Source organism: Ruegeria sp. AH7, assembly GCF_056541325.1.
Map to the genome: position 1 here is coordinate 683,234 of NZ_JBQFYF010000001.1, position 15,500 is coordinate 698,733.

Below are 15,500 nucleotides of genomic sequence, written 5' to 3' on the forward strand. Positions count from 1 at the left end.
ACCCAGAAAGAACAGAGAACATGAGCGAAACGCACGAATTGCGTTTGAAGATCAACGCAGCCGCCGCCGAGACTGGCGCACGCAAATTCACTGCCGCCGTAAACGCCGTAAAACAGGCCGTCCGGGACCTTGATCGTGACAGCACGGGCGCGTTTACCAAACTGAACAAAATCAATCCTCAAATCGACGTCACCCCGCTAACGCGGGCGACCACCGCCACAGAAAAACTCAGCACTGCCACTGACAAGGCCGCTGCGACGATTCAGAGAACGGCGCTTGCATCTGCGTCCGCTCTGCGTTCTTCCGAACAGGCCGCACAGCGCCTTGCATTGCGCATGGGTGATCTTGGTGACGCGCGCGGTATTGCTCAGCTCAACGATGCTATGATGCGTTTGCGTTCCAATCTCGTGAACGCCACCAGCACCCTTGATGTGCGTTCTGCCAAGTCGCAATTTGATGATCTGCGCAGTTCGCTTCTACAGAATACTGTCGCCGCTGAACATCTTCGGGGTGAACAGGCCCAGCTCGCCCGCCAGACCGAAGAGGCAGCGCGCAGTGCTGCGGATCACGCTGCCCAGATGGATCGACTCCGGGCAAAGTACAATCCGCTTTATACAGCGTCGAAGCAGTATGAAACTGTCCTAGAAGAAATCAGCACTGCCGAACGGGAAGGTGCCATTTCCTCCCGTCTTGCGGCTGACGCGCGTCAGCGCGCGGCGCAACAACTTGCCGGTGCGTCCGCCGTAGTCGATCAGCACACCGCCGCCATGCAGCGCAACGCATCCACCACCCAGCAAGGTATCATGGTGGGGCACCAGCTTTCCGATGTGCTCATTACGAGCCAGATGGGCTTTCAAAGCGTCGGCATGATCGCTTTGCAGCAGGGGTCCCAGCTCGCATCTCAGATGAATACCCTTAAGGCCGCAGGCGGCGGCGTCTTTCGCACTTTGCTTGCCGGTTTCACTTCTCTTGTGAACCCGCTCAGCCTGATCACCATCGGCGCAGTCGCTGCAGGTGCGGCAATTGCCAAGTGGTTCTTCGCAGCAGGCGAAGAAACGAAGTCCTTCAGCGACGCCCTGTCCGATGCCAATTCGCGCATTACCGATTTGCAGCGCGCAACGTCCAATATGTCAGGTGGGAACATTCGCCAACTTCGCCGGGAATACGGCGCGCTGAACAGTGAGTTGGACTCGCATCTTGACCGATTGCATAAGGTAGCGGAACTGAATGCGGCAACCGCCAATTCAGACATGATCGCCAGCATTCGCGATGCCCTGACCAGCGACGGCAACATCTTCACCAACGATATCGACGCAATCCGCCGCGCCTTTGACACCACCAATGACCGCGCGCGCATCTTCCTTGATTTGATGCACGGCGTTGAGAACGCCCGAACATTTGAACAGCAAGCCGAAGCCGTCTCTAAGCTGCGTAAGGCCGTCGAAGATACGACTGGCGGTCTGGACCGCGCTGAAGGCGGCGCGCGGGGTGTATTGGTGCAGCTTGTACAGGCCGAAGACGCAGCCTTGCGCCTCTTGGCAGCGAACAACGGTAATACTGTCGCCACGCGCCGCAGCAGCAGTGCAGCAAGCGCCCTGTCCACTGAGCTGGGGACCGCAGCCGATGCAGCCGCCGCATTGCTCGCAAACCTTGGTTCTGTACCTTCAGCACTCAGCACATTGCAGGGCAGCGTGAAAGACCAACTCGCCAGTATTGCAGCTACCAACCGCAGCCTTGAATTGCAGATTTCTGAAGGTCTGAGTGCTGCCGCCGCGAACCGCACCGTGCAGTTGCAGGACATGGTGAACGCGGCCCAGAGCGGTAGTGGCGTCAGTCTTGACCAGATCGCAAATGCCGCAAACGAGATTGCTGCATTGGAGGCCGCAGCCAAGCAGCAGGGTGCCTTGCGCAAGCAGCTCAGCGAACAGAATAGCTCTGGCCGGAAAGGCGGCGGGCGCGTTGAAGCATTGGGGGCGGAGTCTCGCCAAATCGAGAAGTTGTCCAAGCAGATGAACAACCGCCTGTTTCAGATCGAACAGGAAAACGCCGCTCTGGAACTGCTGGCAACTGGCCAAGCTTCAACGCAAGAGACTGCCGAATTGATGGCGGCGGCAATGACGCTTGGCGGTGGTGCAATCGACGAACAGACCGCAGCGATGATCCGTCAGTATGAAGCTGCCCAGACGTTGAATGATCAGTTGCAACGTCTGGCGCGTGATCCCGTGAAAGAATGGATCGACTCCGTTCCAACTTGGACCGAAGCCGGACGGCAGATCGAAGAGGGCGCAATTCGATCCCTTTCAGACGCCGTGGCCGAATTCGCCGCGACGGGTAAGTTCGATATCGAAGCGCTAGGGCAATCTATCCTCCAGACAGCTACCCGGATCATCGCAGACATGGCTGTAAAAGAATTGTTCACGCTTCTTGGCGGGAACACCTCTGGCTCCGGTGGCGGTGGTTTCAACTTCGGTACATTGATTGGTTCGTTCTCCGCCGCAGAAGGTGGCCTGACAAGCAGTCCAACGTCAGTGAATGCTGGTCCAATGGTGTCGCCTGCCGCTTATCGACATGCTCCACATTATAGTGAGGGCACGGCGAACACGTCTGGCATCCCTGCTGTTTTGCATCCCAACGAAGCCGTCATACCCTTGTCCAAAGGTCGAAAAATCCCGGTCGATCTTGGCGGCGCACAGGGCGCTGGGGCAGGGGGTGCCACCGTGAATAACTTCAATTGGTCGATCCAGACGCCGGACGCAGACAGCTTCCGTCGTTCCAAGAGTCAGATTCAGAATGACGCGTTCCGCGCAGGCCAACGCGCGGCAGCGTCAAATAGCTAACAGGAGGCAACACATATGGCATACGAACCAAAGCCAATGGGCCACCGTCTAGGAATTTGGGCGGAAAAGTTCGAACAGAAGCGGATTCAGATGGGTTTCGACACCAAGGGTTTCCCGATCACTCGTGAAGATCGCGATACTGAAACGGAAGAAGAAAATGACGAAACAAACACCCGCTAACGCGGGTGTGATCCTCATTCTTTTCCGTCAGCGAGCTGCGTATGTCTAAACCAATTCGCGACGTTTTTCGGGTCGCTGTTCCAATCAGATTCTCTGTCTTTTTTCGCTTTCTTTTCAGTGTACTCCCTGAAGTCTTTAAGGTCATTTAGAGAAAGGGACCAATCCTGTCCTTCGTCGTCGGTTCGGACAAGGAACGGTGTATCGGCATCCATACCACCCGAAAGGTACGTGCCCCATTTTTCCATGGCGTCTAAACGTTGCCGGAATTGAGACCCCCTAACGTACCGGGACTCAACGTCACCATGGATGTTGTGGTCCAATGCCAATTCGGCGACGTCTCGGGAACACGACTCTGTTTCTGTTGCCCACGTTCTGAATGTGGCGCGCAAACCGTGGCCCGTCGACGGGAAGTTGTTCGACTTGAGCCAGTTGTTGAAGAAGTTCTCGGAGATAATTCCGCGCTTGAATGAACCGGCATATGGGAAAACAAGATCGTCCGCATTATGGGCTTTCGTCAAACTCCGTGCGTACTCAAGTTGTATCTGGGAAACCGTTGATAGCGGTACAATAAATTGCTCTCCACCTTTCATGTTTTCTGGAGGGATTACCCATGCATCCGCTGTGATCTCTCCCCATCTCATAAGCCTGACAGGAGCCATACGTGGGAGAGTCAGCAAATAGAACTTGAGCGCTACCAAGCGGATATCGTTCTCGGGGATATTCTTGAATAGCTTCGGCCCGTCTTGCCATCCCAGCGCAGCATGAGGTTTGGGTTTGTGACCTGACTTACCAAGCTGAGTAGCTGCCTTGTCGGTTAGCTCTACGTCAACAGCGGCGTCAGCCGCCGCCGCATACTTCAATACCGCTTTAATACGGGGTCGGACCTTCTTCGCAGTAGGGTATTGATCGTACCACAGCGGCTTAAGGACGCTGACCACATCATTGACGGATATATCTCGGCAGCGCAGATTGCCCAGCTTCGGAAACGTGTGCATTTCGAGGATGCGCAACCACTCCCCAGATTGGTTCTTTCCTCTAAACCCGCGTCGCTTTGACTCGTAGGTGGCTTTTGCGGCGACAGCGAAGGTAAGGGACTTAGCTGATGTTCCTCGGACTTCCGCCATCACTTCACGTGGGGATCGTCCCATTGCCGCTGCTTCTTGACAGTCCTTGGCTAGTTTCCTTGCACGTTCCAAAGGTACAGCCGGGTAGGGGCCAAGCCCGGTCTTGGGTGGCAAGCCACGGCGCTGGGTTCGAAAAAACCAATGCGCGCTGTTCGCGTTCTCGCGTTGGAAATATAGCCCACCGCCATCGTTCAAGGTTGCCTTTTCTGTTCCTCGCAACTGGCTATCTCTAAGCCTATGTATGCTCGCCATTCGAACCCCAATTACTGTACTGATTTCTGTACTGATTTTGAGGTGTACCCTCGTTTCCTTGCGGAGTCGAGACTTCTAAATACCGTTTAAATATAACAAAAATATGGTTTCGGAAATCACCCTATACGTGTGTATGATTCATCTCAGGTGCGCCATATTTCATTGAGATTTAGGCAGCGGGTTAATCCGCCAGAAAGTTTTGGCAAAACAAAACCCCCGTCAGACGATCTGCGGGGGTTCGGGATGATTGGGTTTGGCAGGTAGACTAACCGCGCCAGGTTCGAACGACACCACAATCCATGTGTACGAAGTTTGATCGGTAGTATTGCCCTACGCCACCAGCGCGGCAAGACATCGCGGCCTTGGCCATTTGCGAGACCGAACGGGACGACAGGCGCAAATCGGCGGCCTGACCCTGCATGTGCAACGAATTCCGGGCCACACGACGGGATTTTGAGCGCAGCATAGCGTTGGTCTGGGGGGAGCGGTAGCCCGACAACAGCATATAAGGCTCGTCTGCATCCAGAAGATTGTGTGAAGCCGCCATGATGTCGATGGTACGTAGGTCCATGCTTTTGGATTGATCGGTGCGCCAGTCACGCATGAAGTGGTTCACTTCTTTGACAGCATCCTTGATGTATTTGCCGTCGACCCAATATATCATGTCGATCCGTTCGCCTGTGCGACCGGAATACATGCGAATGCGACGAACATCGCCACCACCGCGAAGAAATCCTGCTGCATTGGAATAGGTCGGTGCGGCTGCGACCGCCGTTGCCGCGAATGCGCCCAATAGGGCACGCCGGGTCAAGCCCGATGTACTGCTCTTGGTCATTTCAGTTTCGTCCCGTACTGTATCCTGCCTGCGAACGATGTTACGTCCGCTGTCTTAATATTTCCCATCCCAGATGGCGAATTTATGGCACAAACAGATTCGAGGGCCAAGTTTTGTTTGATTTTCAGCAGAACAAGGGGGAATTTTCGGCAGTTTTTCGCGCAACTGAGATTTTTTGCATATTTTTCGCACGACTGAGGGGTTTTGGCATCGCCGCGATGCAATCGCGCATCAGCCGCAAAAGAAGACCAAGGGTAAGGTATTTGTGAATAGACAACGACCTGTTCCCAAAATCATAGTGGTTCGGCGCATTCCCATTTGTGCAAGCTATTGAATAACCAAGGGCATCCCATGTTCTCTGTATTTCGGACCAGTACCAGTATCCTTGTAACAGCCTGTTTTGCGGCAACCGCTGCGATGGCCAATACCGCCTCTGACGCGATGCAGGGGACCGCTTTTCAAATGGCGGTGGCGGAACATATGCCAACGTCAAACGATATCGCTGTGTTTTACCGGTCCAACGGCTATGCGCCGGTTTGGGTGGGTCCTTCGCAAGATCATGCCGATCGCCGCGCCGCTTTGATTGAGGCTTTGTCAAGCAGTCATATGCATGGATTGCCATCAGCAAGCTATGATGTCGACGCTCTGATGGACCAGATGCGCACGGCACGTTCGGTGCGGGATCTTGGCGCGCTTGAAGCTGAATTAACCACCCTATTTTTGGACTATGCCGACGATCTTTATGCCGGGGCACTGCGCCCGGCCAGCATTGATGACGGACTTGTTCGTAAGGTCGAGCGCCGCAGCCCCGAAGCGCATTTGCGACAGTTAAACGCCCAAGGGGCTGGCTATTTTGATCAGCTTGCACCCCAAACGCGTCAATACCGGTCATTGATGAAACAGAAACTGGCGTTGGAAGCTCTGCTGGATCAGGGCGGTTGGGGGCCAACTGTTCCCGTAACCAAGCTGGAATTTGGCGACACGGGTGCCACAGTGGTCAAACTGCGCAACCGCTTGGTGACGATGGGGTATCTGAAGCCAACCGCGAGCCCGAGCTATGACGATGCTATGCTTTCTGCCGTTCGCGCCTTCCAGACCGATCATGGGTTGGAACCCGACGGGGTTGCGGGCAAAGGCACGATCTCCGAGATCAACCGCCCGGTATCAGACCGGCTAAAGGCCGTTCATGTCGCGCTGGAGCGTGAGCGGTGGTTGCCACGCGAACGCGGTGAGCGTCATATCCTGGTCAATCAGGCCGATTTCTCAGCAAAGATCGTGGATGGCGGGCAGGTGACGTTCGAAACCCGCGCCGTGATCGGCAAAAACGTACATGATCGCCGCAGCCCCGAGTTCTCGGACGAGATGGAGCATATGGTGATCAACCCCAGCTGGTATGTGCCACGCTCGATCATCACCAAGGAATATCTGCCCAAGCTGCAATCAAACCCGAATGCTGTCGGGCATATCCAGATCACAGATCGCAGTGGCCGTCAGGTCAACCGTGGGGCCGTGGATTTCACGCAATTCACGGCACGCAACTTCCCGTTTGCGATGCGGCAACCCCCGAGCAAGAGCAACGCTTTGGGGCTGGTAAAGTTCATGTTCCCCAACAAGTACAACATCTATCTGCATGATACGCCTCAGAAATCCCTGTTCGCACGTGAAGTGCGGGCGTTCTCACACGGCTGTATCAGACTGGCGCAACCTTTCGAGTTCGCCTATGCGCTGCTGGCTTTGCAGGAGGAGGACCCAAAGGCGTTCTTCCACCGTGTGCTGAACAGCGGGAAAGAGACGAAAGTGGACCTGGATCAGAAGGTGCCGGTGCATCTGATCTATCGTACGGCCTATATGGGTCCGAAAGGTGAGGTTCAGTATCGCCGCGACGTCTATAACCGCGATGCCAAGATTTGGGCGGCACTGCAAAAGGCAGGGGTGGTCCTGCCGGACGTTCAGGGATAAGCACAAGGGCAAATCCTGCCAAAGGGAACGCCCGTCATGCAATATACCATCCAGAAAATCGCCGACAGCCTTGGTGCGGAGTGTCAGGGCGACACCGGTTTGACGATCGACACAGCGGCCGAGCCGGGCGATGCCGGACCCGCGGATCTGGCTATGGCAATGTCCCCAAAATATGCTGACGCTCTGACCAGTGGTAAGGCGCGCGCGGCGGTGCTCTGGGAAGGCGCTAATTGGCAGGCAATGGGATTGCAGGCCGCAATCTTTGTAAAGCGTCCGCGTATGGCCATGGCCGGGATCACATCAATGCTGGATCGCGGGCAGGGGGTTGAACCCGGCATTCATCCATCTGCGGTGATTGACCCGACTGCCGAGATTGGTGCGGATGTTTCAATCGGGCCTTTGACAGTTGTAGGCGCCCGCGTTCAGATCGGTGCAGGCTCAGTCATTGGCGCTCATTGCACGATTGGGATCGACGCCGTTCTTGGCGAACAGGCACTGCTGCGCGAAATGGTCAGCATCGGCGCGCGTGCTCAGATCGGGGATCGTTTTATCGCCCAACCGGGTGCGCGGATTGGCGGGGATGGGTTCAGCTTTGTCACGCCCGAGGTTTCAGGTGCCGAGAACGCGCGCAAAACCATGGGGGATCAGGGCGAGGCTAAGGCGCAAAGCTGGCTGCGTATTCATTCGCTGGGCGCGGTTGAAATTGGCGATGATGTCGAGGTCGGCTCGAACTGTACCGTCGACAATGGCACGATCCGAAATACACGCATCGGCGACGGTTCGAAACTGGATAACCTTGTTCACGTGGGCCACAACACGCGCGTCGGGCGCGATTGCCTTCTGTGTGGTCAAACCGGCGTTTCGGGGTCGGTTGAGATTGGCAACAACGTGGTGTTGGGCGGGCAGACCGGGGTTGTCGACAATATATTCATCGGCGATGGCGTGATCTCGGGGGGCGGCACCAAAATTCTATCAAACGTGCCTGCGGGGCGCGTCATCATGGGCTATCCAGGCATCAAGATGGACACCCATACTGAGATCTACAAAGCACAACGTCGGTTGCCGCGTTTGGCACGCGACGTCGAGGCACTCAAAAAGGCTGTTTCCAAACAGGCCCCGAGTGATTAAATCATCCTCAGATTGATAACCAGGGGATCGACATGAGCATCAGCGACCGCGTCATCGCAATCATTGCAGAGCAGGCCGTGCTGGAGCCATCAGATGTGACGCCCGACAGCACGTTGGAGGATCTGGGCATCGACAGTCTGGGTCTGGTCGAAAGCATCTTTGCCATCGAAGAAGAGTTCGATATTTCGGTGCCCTTCAATGCCAATGAGCCCGAAGCGAATGATTTCGACATCTCGAACGTGGCCGCAATCATTGCGGGCATCGAAAAGCTTGTATCGGAAAAGGTCTGACCCGGAACAATGAAACGGGTCGTCATTACCGGGGCAGGTACTATCAATTCGCTGGGCCATTCAGTGCCCGACACGCTGGAAGCCATGCGCGAGGGGCGTTGCGGGATCTCTGAGCTGGAGTTTCGCGATGTGGACCGCCTGGCCATCAAGATCGGCGGCCAGGTTCGCGGGTTCGAGGCCGAAGGGCGCTTTAACCGCCAACAGATGTCTCTGTATGACCGATTTACGCAATTCACTCTGACCGCCGCGAAAGAGGCCATCGACCAATCGGGGATCGAATTCCATGGTGAATTGGCAGCCCGGTCTGGCGTGGTTCTGGGTACGGCAGGTGGTGGTGTCTCGACCTGGGATGACAATTACCGGTCGGTCTACGAAGACGGCAAGAACCGCGTGCACCCCTTTGTTGTGCCCAAGCTGATGAACAATGCCGCGGCCAGCCACGTGTCGATGGAACACAACCTCAAGGGCCCAAGCTTTACCGTTTCGACCGCCTGCGCGTCATCGAACCATGCGATGGCGCAGGCCTTTCAGATGGTGCGCAGCGGAGCAGCGCCCGCCATGGTCACCGGTGGGTCCGAATCCATGCTGTGCTTCGGCGGCGTGAAAGCCTGGGAAGGGCTGCGGGTCATGTCCAAGGATGCCTGTCGCCCCTTCAGCGCCAACCGCAACGGAATGGTGCAGGGTGAAGGCGCTGGCATTTTTGTCTTCGAGGAATACGATCATGCCCGCGCACGCGGCGCCGACATCCTGTGCGAGGTCGTGGGTTTCGCCATGTCATCAGATGCATCCGATATCGTCATGCCCAGCAAACAGGGCGCATCCCGCGCGATGGCAGGGGCTCTTGTGGATGCCAAACTGAACGCCAGCGACGTATGCTATATCAATGCGCATGGCACTGGGACGGCGGCGAATGACAAAACCGAATGCGCGGCAGTTGCCGACGTGTTTGGGCCGCATGCGGATGATCTGATGATCTCATCCACGAAATCCATGCACGGCCACTTGATCGGCGGTACAGGAGCGGTCGAGCTGTTGGCCTGTATCATGGCCCTGCGGGACGGAGTCATCGCCCCGACTATCAGCTATGAAGAACCTGATCCGGAATGCGCGCTGGATGTGGTGCCAAACGAAGCACGCGAGGCCAAGGTTGAGGTGGCGCTCAGCAATGCCTTTGCCTTTGGAGGCTTGAACGCTGTGCTTGCGTTGAAAAAGCTGCAGTGAATCAGCATCGCCGCAGTTGATGCACTGCGGCGATGGACGTATCTGGTTCAGTTCGCGTTGACGGTCAGGCCATCAAACCCAGATGTGAAGCCCGATAGCGACATATCCATATCCAGAATCTGATCCGGGAAACGCGCAGGCACCAGCGAGAAGATCGCGGTGCTGCCAGCTTTCATCGCGTCGATGTCACCTTGGCTCAGACCAAGCTGTGCAACGCAACCGACAGGCACGCAGTGGTGATAGTTATATAGCTTGCGCGGGGCGCCATCGATCGACAGTGCCAGCTGTGCTTGCAGCAATGTTTCCAGCGGTACAATCACATTGGCCCAGGCTACAGCCGCACCACCTTCGGGCAATTTGCCGATCGATACTTCGGCAATGGGCTCACCTTGTTGGCCTTTCAGCACCTGTACAATTGCACAAGGGTCATCACCCTCTGCCGCCTTGATGCAAGAGACTTCCCAATCTCCGCTGGTTTCTCTGACGAACTGTTCACCCACACGCGGGCCGGTTTCACCGAGATCCAAGCCGGTGTCAGCATCTGTGGTGCTGGTATCTTGTGCGCTTGCGACACCGCAGATCAGCGCAGCGACGAGCGTATTGATCGAGAGGAGTTTCTTGTTCATGAATGCCTCGGTTTGATGATTGAGTGAGTTTTTTTCTTCCTCTAGCACCGTTCGCCCTCAGTGTCAGTCACTAAGCGTCGCACAGGTTGTAAAGTGAACAATTTCTTGCCGTAAAGATGGGAATTTTGCGTAGAAATCCAAAGAAAAAGGGAGCTGGTGATGCAGCTCCCTTTTCGAATTGGTTCTCCCCGTCGGACTGGCCGACTTATTTATGCGCAGACGTTACGAGAGGGGGGCGCAGCGGTCAACAGCTAACCTGGATTATTAATATACTCCTTAGTTCACTTTTAATCGGTCCAACGCACAAAAAAGCCGTGCCCGAAGGCACGGCCAGTCGACAGGGAGGAAGTGCGGCTTTGCAGCTGGCACCACAAAGCGCGCAAATTGACTATCGCAGTCAAAGGTTAACTTTGTATGCTGGCCCCAGAGCGATGGACATTAAGGCAGTGAAAACATGGGCGAAGATATTTTTCTGGGCGGTGGCGGGACCGAGTATGGGCAGCCACAAGGGCTGACGCTGAAATATGCAAACCGGCATGGCCTGATTGCCGGGGCAACTGGAACCGGTAAAACCGTGACGCTTCAGATTCTTGCCGAAGGGTTTTCCAAGGCGGGTGTTCCGGTGTTCCTGTCCGACGTCAAAGGTGACCTGTCCGGCTTGGCACTGCCCGGCAGCGAAACCCATAAGTTGCATCAGGCTTTCATGGATCGCGCTACGCGTATTGGCTTCTCGGATTTTTCCTACAACGCATGTCCGGTCACCTTCTGGGATTTGTTTGGTGAACAGGGCCATCCCGTGCGCACAACTGTGACTGAGATGGGCCCGCTGCTGCTGTCGCGGTTGATGGAGCTGAGCGAGGCGCAAGAGGGTATCCTGAACATCGCCTTTCGCGTGGCGGATGAAGAAGGCATGCCGCTTCTGGACCTAAAGGACCTGCAGGCGCTGCTGGTCTGGATTGGAGAAAACCGTGCACAGCTGTCGTTGCGCTATGGCAATGTCTCGACCTCGTCCATCGGGGCGATCCAACGGCGGTTGCTGGTGCTGGAAAACCAGGGCGGAACGCGGCTGTTTGGCGAGCCCGCTCTGGATTTGTCAGACCTGATGCGCACCGATGAGGCCGGGCATGGCACGGTGAACATCCTTGCCTCGGACAAACTGATGGGGTCGCCACGCCTTTATGCAACTTTTCTGTTGTGGCTGCTGAGTGAGCTGTTTGAAGAACTGCCCGAGGTTGGTGACCCTGAAAAACCCAAGCTGGTGTTTTTCTTCGATGAGGCGCATCTGCTGTTTGATGATGCGCCCAAGGTTCTGGTCGACAAGGTCGAACAGGTCGCGCGCCTGATCCGGTCCAAAGGCGTTGGCGTCTATTTCATCACGCAGAACCCGGCCGATATTCCCGAGGACATTCTGGGCCAGTTGGGAAACCGCGTTCAGCATGCCTTGCGCGCCTTTACAGCGCGGGATCGCAAGAACCTGCGCCTTGCAGCCGAGACCTATCGCGAGAATCCGGCCTTCGATACAGAAGTCGCAATCCGAGAGGTCGGTGTCGGTGAGGCCGTTACATCAATGCTGCAAAAGAAAGGCGTGCCGGGGATGGTCGAGCGGACGTTGATCCGCCCTCCGGGGTCTCAGCTTGGACCGATTACCAAGGCAGAGCGTCAAACGGTGATGGCAGCATCCGCGATGGCGGCAAAATATGACACGTCGGTCGACCGGAAATCGGCCTTTGAAATCCTTCAGGCCCGTGCCGAAACCGCCGCCAAAGAGGCGGAAGCCGCCGAAGCTGATGAGGTGGTAGAGATGCAATCCGCGATGGAGCGAGAGTTTGCCTCGGCCCGTCGATATTCTGGTAGCCGTGTTGGGCGATCTTCCTCGCGCGTGACGCGCAAGAAAGACACGTTTGCCACGGCCATGGGTGAAGCTGTGATCAAAGAGCTCAAAGGCACCACTGGCCGCCGTATCGTGCGCGGTATTCTTGGGGGCCTGTTCCGGAATAGATAAGGCCTTCGAATTCACCAGACAAATATGTGCAGCGTGTGCCCCGCGGAAGCCATCGGCTCGGCGGGGCATGAGCGTCTCATGTCAAATGCAACAATTTACTTGCCGATGCGGCGCAGGCCTTCCTGCTGGCAAATGGCATCCGCCTCGGGCACCGACATCTTGGTAGCCGGGAAATCGATGGCGCGATCCCAAGTCACGCGATCTTGGCGATACAGCTGGCACGTCACGACTCCCTTGGACGTCTGGACCTGGACTGGTGTCGTTTCCAAATCTTTCGGTGAGGGAATACATGCCGCGACTATCGCAACAAGCGGCAACAAGACGATAGCTTTGGTTAGCGGGTTTTTCATGGTTCTTACTACTCTTTAGACTGGTTTACTGGTCATTTGCGGGCCCGATGAACGGTGTGAGTGAGCGTCAACAAAACGAACAGTTTCAGTTACTGGTAATGGTAGGCTGGTTTAGTCAAAAAACCTTTAAGAAACAAGACGCCGCGCCGGTTCCTGCCGACGCGGCCATCTGATTTAAGAGGATTTCGGCCTATTTCTCAGGGATCAGCCCTCTTGGACTGAATCTGAGAACAATCAGCAGGATCAGGCCCATCGTAAACAGCCGCATATGGGCGGCGCTATCGATCAGATGTGTCTTCAGCGCGCTACCATCAGCCATTCCACTGGTGATCAGGTTCATCAGCCAAAGGCCCATCGGCTCAACCTGAACCCAAAGAAACCAGATCAGGAAGGCGCCAAGAACGGCACCGAAGTTGTTGCCTGACCCACCGACGATCACCATAACCCAAACCAGAAAGGTAAAGCGCAAGGGGTTGTAGGTACCCGGTGTAAGCTGCCCATCCAACGTGGTCATCATAGCACCCGCGATGCCGCAGATCGCGGACCCCAGCACAAAGATTTGCAGATGGCGGCGCGTGACATCCTTGCCCATCGCTTCGGCCGCGACTTCATTGTCACGAATGGCGCGCATCATGCGGCCCCATGGGCTTTTGAGTGCCATCTGCGCCATCCAAAGCAGGACCAGAAGAACGATCAGGAACAGCAGCGAATAGCCTAGCTTAACCGACAGTGTCGAAGCCGTGACCGGGTCAATCCCAAGCCAATCTGCCCGAGCGATAAACGCAGGATCTTGTTGCAAATCGACCTCGTACCCAACGACAGGCGAAGGGCGCGGTATGCCGTAGACGTTTTTGACGCCACGGGCCAGCCAGTCTTCGTTTTTCATCACGGCAATGATGATCTCGGCAATGCCAAGCGTGGCAATGGCCAGATAGTCCGAGCGCAGGCCCAGCGCGGTTTTCCCGATCAACCAGGCAGCACCAGCTGCCAGCAGACCTCCGGCAGGCCAGGCCAGCAGAACGGGCATATTCAGGCCACCGATATTGCCTGCGACGGCAGGGTTAATCGCCTCGATCGTTTCGACATTTGGATCAAAGATCGCGCGGTATACAAAGAAGCCGACGATCAGAATGCCGATGATGGCTAAGGTCTGCGCGCGCCCCTTTGGCATCTTCTGCGCAACCATTACGGCGGCGACCACCGTACCCGCCCCCAGCAACAGCGCAAGGATGACACCATAGCCACCACCCGACCATGCACCGGGTGTTGGAGGGGTCGAGACCAGCACAACCGCCAAGCCGCCCAGCGCGACGAAGCCCATGACACCAACATTGAAGAGGCCCGCAAAGCCCCATTGCAGGTTCACTCCGATCGACATGATGGCCGAGATCAGCCCCATGTTCAGGATCAGGATCGCTGCATTCCAGCTTTGTGTGAACCCGGTCAGCAGGATCAGCGCGCCAACGACGATAAAGAGCAGGGTGTTTTTAACAGACTCGCTCATATCACTTTCCCCTTGAACAGGCCCGTGGGCTTGAACAGCAGCACGATCAGCAGGATCGCAAAGCTGACGGCGAATTTGTAATCAGTCGACAGGAATTGCACCAATCCTGAAGGGGCAAGGCTTTCCGGCGCAACATATGTCAGCACTTTTTTCCACGCATAGGTGATCGTCACCTCTGAAAACGCAATGATGAAGCCGCCTGCGATGGCACCCAACGGGTTGCCTAGGCCGCCTACAATGGCCGAAGCAAAGATGGGCAGCAGAAGCTGGAAATAGACGAAGGGCTTGAAACTCTTGTCGAGGCCGTAAAGCACGCCCGCCGTGGTCGCCAGTGCAGCCACGATGGTCCACGTGATCATCACCACACGTTCGGGATTGATACCCGACAGCAGCGCCAGATCCTCGTTATCCGAATAGGCGCGCATCGACTTACCCGTGCGGGTCTTGTTCAAGAACCAGAACAGCAGAGCCACGGCCAGAATAGCGACAATCACGGTGATGCCCTGAGAGGTCTTGATTGCCAGCCCCTCACGCAGCCCGGTCATCGCCTTAAAATCCCGTGCCGAGACGATGAAGCGTGCGCCGTCCGAAAACCTTTGATCATCCGGCCCGATGATAAACCGGACAAGCCCGTTCATGATGAACATCACGCCCATCGAAACGATTACCAATATGACCGGTTTGGCCTTTTGCGCGCGATAGAAGCGATAGACCAGCCGATCTGTGATCAGCACCAGAACGATACAGCCTAAAATAGCAAAGGGCAGGGCCAGTAGCGCTGTCGGCAGCGGCCCGAAACTGACACCGGCCGCCTGCAATGCCCATGTGACCAGAACGGCGATCATCGCGCCAAAGGCCATGGTGTCGCCATGGGCAAAATTCGAGAACCGCAGGATGCCGTAGATCAGCGTCACCCCCAACGCGCCCAGCGCCAATTGGCTGCCATAGGCAATCGCGGGCACGATCACAAAATTCGAAAGCGCCACGAGCGCATTTAACAGGTCCATATTCATTCCCTCTGACCGGGTGCGGCCTTATGGCACGACGCCATCGCAGGACACAACACAAGAGGGCGGTTTTCTAGCCTGTTTCCCGGCTATTTTGGGGAATTCCACCCTGTGTTCACAAGTTGAGAGACAGGGTGGAACAGATACTGGATTCAACATCCAGCCCATCACTCGCAGTTAGCGAC

General features: G+C 56.2%; 13 protein-coding genes. 7 read left to right on the forward strand and 6 right to left on the reverse strand.

Annotated features, from left to right (window positions below; genetic code table 11):
• Positions 1 to 20 precede the first annotated feature (20 nt).
• Both ACR0JX_RS03465 and ACR0JX_RS03470 read left to right on the forward strand, forming a co-directional pair.
• Positions 21 to 2,837 carry a phage tail tape measure C-terminal domain-containing protein gene (locus ACR0JX_RS03465; RefSeq protein ID WP_480541412.1) on the forward strand — a complete coding sequence of 939 codons (2,817 nt, stop codon included), beginning with the start codon at positions 21 to 23 and terminating at the stop codon, positions 2,835 to 2,837.
• Between the two features lie 15 nt (positions 2,838 to 2,852).
• Positions 2,853 to 3,017: a hypothetical protein gene (locus tag ACR0JX_RS03470; RefSeq protein ID WP_480541414.1), complete on the forward strand. Its 165-nt coding sequence runs from the start codon at positions 2,853 to 2,855 to the stop codon at positions 3,015 to 3,017.
• A gap of 14 nt (positions 3,018 to 3,031) precedes the next feature.
• Here the strand turns inward: ACR0JX_RS03470 and ACR0JX_RS03475 are convergent, their stop codons facing one another.
• Positions 3,032 to 4,393 (reverse strand): tyrosine-type recombinase/integrase, encoded by a 1,362-nt coding sequence (locus tag ACR0JX_RS03475; RefSeq protein ID WP_480541416.1) that lies wholly within the window; start codon positions 4,391 to 4,393, stop codon positions 3,032 to 3,034.
• 265 nt (positions 4,394 to 4,658) lie between these two features.
• Positions 4,659 to 5,228, reverse strand: coding sequence for a peptidoglycan L,D-endopeptidase MepK (gene mepK, locus ACR0JX_RS03480; RefSeq protein ID WP_480541418.1), 570 nt, complete (start codon positions 5,226 to 5,228; stop codon positions 4,659 to 4,661).
• A gap of 351 nt (positions 5,229 to 5,579) precedes the next feature.
• Here mepK and ACR0JX_RS03485 point away from each other — a divergent pair, with 351 nt between their 5' ends.
• From ACR0JX_RS03485 to ACR0JX_RS03500, 4 genes are read left to right on the forward strand one after another with little or no spacing between them, the layout of a single operon-like run.
• Positions 5,580 to 7,187 carry a L,D-transpeptidase family protein gene (locus ACR0JX_RS03485; protein WP_480541420.1) on the forward strand — a complete coding sequence of 536 codons (1,608 nt, stop codon included), beginning with the start codon at positions 5,580 to 5,582 and terminating at the stop codon, positions 7,185 to 7,187.
• A 36-nt stretch (positions 7,188 to 7,223) separates the two neighbouring features.
• The gene (gene lpxD / locus ACR0JX_RS03490) at positions 7,224 to 8,315 is read left to right on the forward strand and encodes a UDP-3-O-(3-hydroxymyristoyl)glucosamine N-acyltransferase (RefSeq protein ID WP_480541421.1); all 1,092 of its coding nucleotides are present in this window, start codon (positions 7,224 to 7,226) and stop codon (positions 8,313 to 8,315) included.
• Positions 8,316 to 8,347: 32 nt separating this feature from the next.
• Positions 8,348 to 8,605, forward strand: coding sequence for an acyl carrier protein (locus tag ACR0JX_RS03495; protein WP_170536685.1), 258 nt, complete (start codon positions 8,348 to 8,350; stop codon positions 8,603 to 8,605).
• Between the two features lie 9 nt (positions 8,606 to 8,614).
• Entirely contained in the window at positions 8,615 to 9,826 is a 1,212-nt protein-coding gene (locus ACR0JX_RS03500; protein ID WP_480541423.1) for a beta-ketoacyl-[acyl-carrier-protein] synthase family protein, read from the forward strand.
• A 47-nt stretch (positions 9,827 to 9,873) separates the two neighbouring features.
• Here the strand turns inward: ACR0JX_RS03500 and ACR0JX_RS03505 are convergent, their stop codons facing one another.
• Complete coding sequence (locus ACR0JX_RS03505; RefSeq protein WP_480541425.1) at positions 9,874 to 10,452, reverse strand: invasion associated locus B family protein; 579 nt, start codon at positions 10,450 to 10,452, stop codon at positions 9,874 to 9,876.
• A 454-nt stretch (positions 10,453 to 10,906) separates the two neighbouring features.
• Here ACR0JX_RS03505 and ACR0JX_RS03510 point away from each other — a divergent pair, with 454 nt between their 5' ends.
• Positions 10,907 to 12,454 (forward strand): helicase HerA-like domain-containing protein, encoded by a 1,548-nt coding sequence (locus tag ACR0JX_RS03510; protein ID WP_480541427.1) that lies wholly within the window; start codon positions 10,907 to 10,909, stop codon positions 12,452 to 12,454.
• Between the two features lie 95 nt (positions 12,455 to 12,549).
• Here ACR0JX_RS03510 and ACR0JX_RS03515 read toward each other — a convergent pair whose 3' ends face one another.
• The 3 genes from ACR0JX_RS03515 to ACR0JX_RS03525 form a co-directional block, all read right to left on the reverse strand.
• Entirely contained in the window at positions 12,550 to 12,804 is a 255-nt protein-coding gene (locus tag ACR0JX_RS03515) for a hypothetical protein (protein ID WP_480541429.1), read from the reverse strand.
• Positions 12,805 to 12,994: 190 nt separating this feature from the next.
• On the reverse strand, positions 12,995 to 14,308 hold the full coding sequence (locus ACR0JX_RS03520) for a branched-chain amino acid ABC transporter permease (protein WP_480541431.1): 1,314 nt from the start codon (positions 14,306 to 14,308) through the stop codon (positions 12,995 to 12,997).
• Positions 14,305 to 15,315 carry a branched-chain amino acid ABC transporter permease gene (locus ACR0JX_RS03525; protein ID WP_480541433.1) on the reverse strand — a complete coding sequence of 337 codons (1,011 nt, stop codon included), beginning with the start codon at positions 15,313 to 15,315 and terminating at the stop codon, positions 14,305 to 14,307. Before ACR0JX_RS03525 ends, ACR0JX_RS03520 begins: the two co-directional genes overlap by 4 nt.
• Positions 15,316 to 15,500: the final 185 nt, after the last annotated feature.

Excerpts from the sequence above, each read along its gene's own strand:
- ACR0JX_RS03495 (WP_170536685.1), top strand. The coding sequence starts at position 8,348 with ATGAGCATCAGCGACCGCGTCATCGCAATCATTGCAGAGCAGGCCGTG.
- ACR0JX_RS03500 (WP_480541423.1), top strand. The coding sequence starts at position 8,615 with ATGAAACGGGTCGTCATTACCGGGGCAGGTACTATCAATTCGCTGGGC.
- ACR0JX_RS03520 (WP_480541431.1), bottom strand. The coding sequence starts at position 14,308 with ATGAGCGAGTCTGTTAAAAACACCCTGCTCTTTATCGTCGTTGGCGCG.
- ACR0JX_RS03470 (WP_480541414.1), top strand. The coding sequence starts at position 2,853 with ATGGCATACGAACCAAAGCCAATGGGCCACCGTCTAGGAATTTGGGCG.
- mepK (WP_480541418.1), bottom strand. The coding sequence starts at position 5,228 with ATGACCAAGAGCAGTACATCGGGCTTGACCCGGCGTGCCCTATTGGGC.
- ACR0JX_RS03485 (WP_480541420.1), top strand. The coding sequence starts at position 5,580 with ATGTTCTCTGTATTTCGGACCAGTACCAGTATCCTTGTAACAGCCTGT.
- ACR0JX_RS03465 (WP_480541412.1), top strand. The coding sequence starts at position 21 with ATGAGCGAAACGCACGAATTGCGTTTGAAGATCAACGCAGCCGCCGCC.
- lpxD (WP_480541421.1), top strand. The coding sequence starts at position 7,224 with ATGCAATATACCATCCAGAAAATCGCCGACAGCCTTGGTGCGGAGTGT.
- ACR0JX_RS03475 (WP_480541416.1), bottom strand. The coding sequence starts at position 4,393 with ATGGCGAGCATACATAGGCTTAGAGATAGCCAGTTGCGAGGAACAGAA.
- ACR0JX_RS03505 (WP_480541425.1), bottom strand. The coding sequence starts at position 10,452 with ATGAACAAGAAACTCCTCTCGATCAATACGCTCGTCGCTGCGCTGATC.
- ACR0JX_RS03525 (WP_480541433.1), bottom strand. The coding sequence starts at position 15,315 with ATGGACCTGTTAAATGCGCTCGTGGCGCTTTCGAATTTTGTGATCGTG.
- ACR0JX_RS03510 (WP_480541427.1), top strand. The coding sequence starts at position 10,907 with ATGGGCGAAGATATTTTTCTGGGCGGTGGCGGGACCGAGTATGGGCAG.
- ACR0JX_RS03515 (WP_480541429.1), bottom strand. The coding sequence starts at position 12,804 with ATGAAAAACCCGCTAACCAAAGCTATCGTCTTGTTGCCGCTTGTTGCG.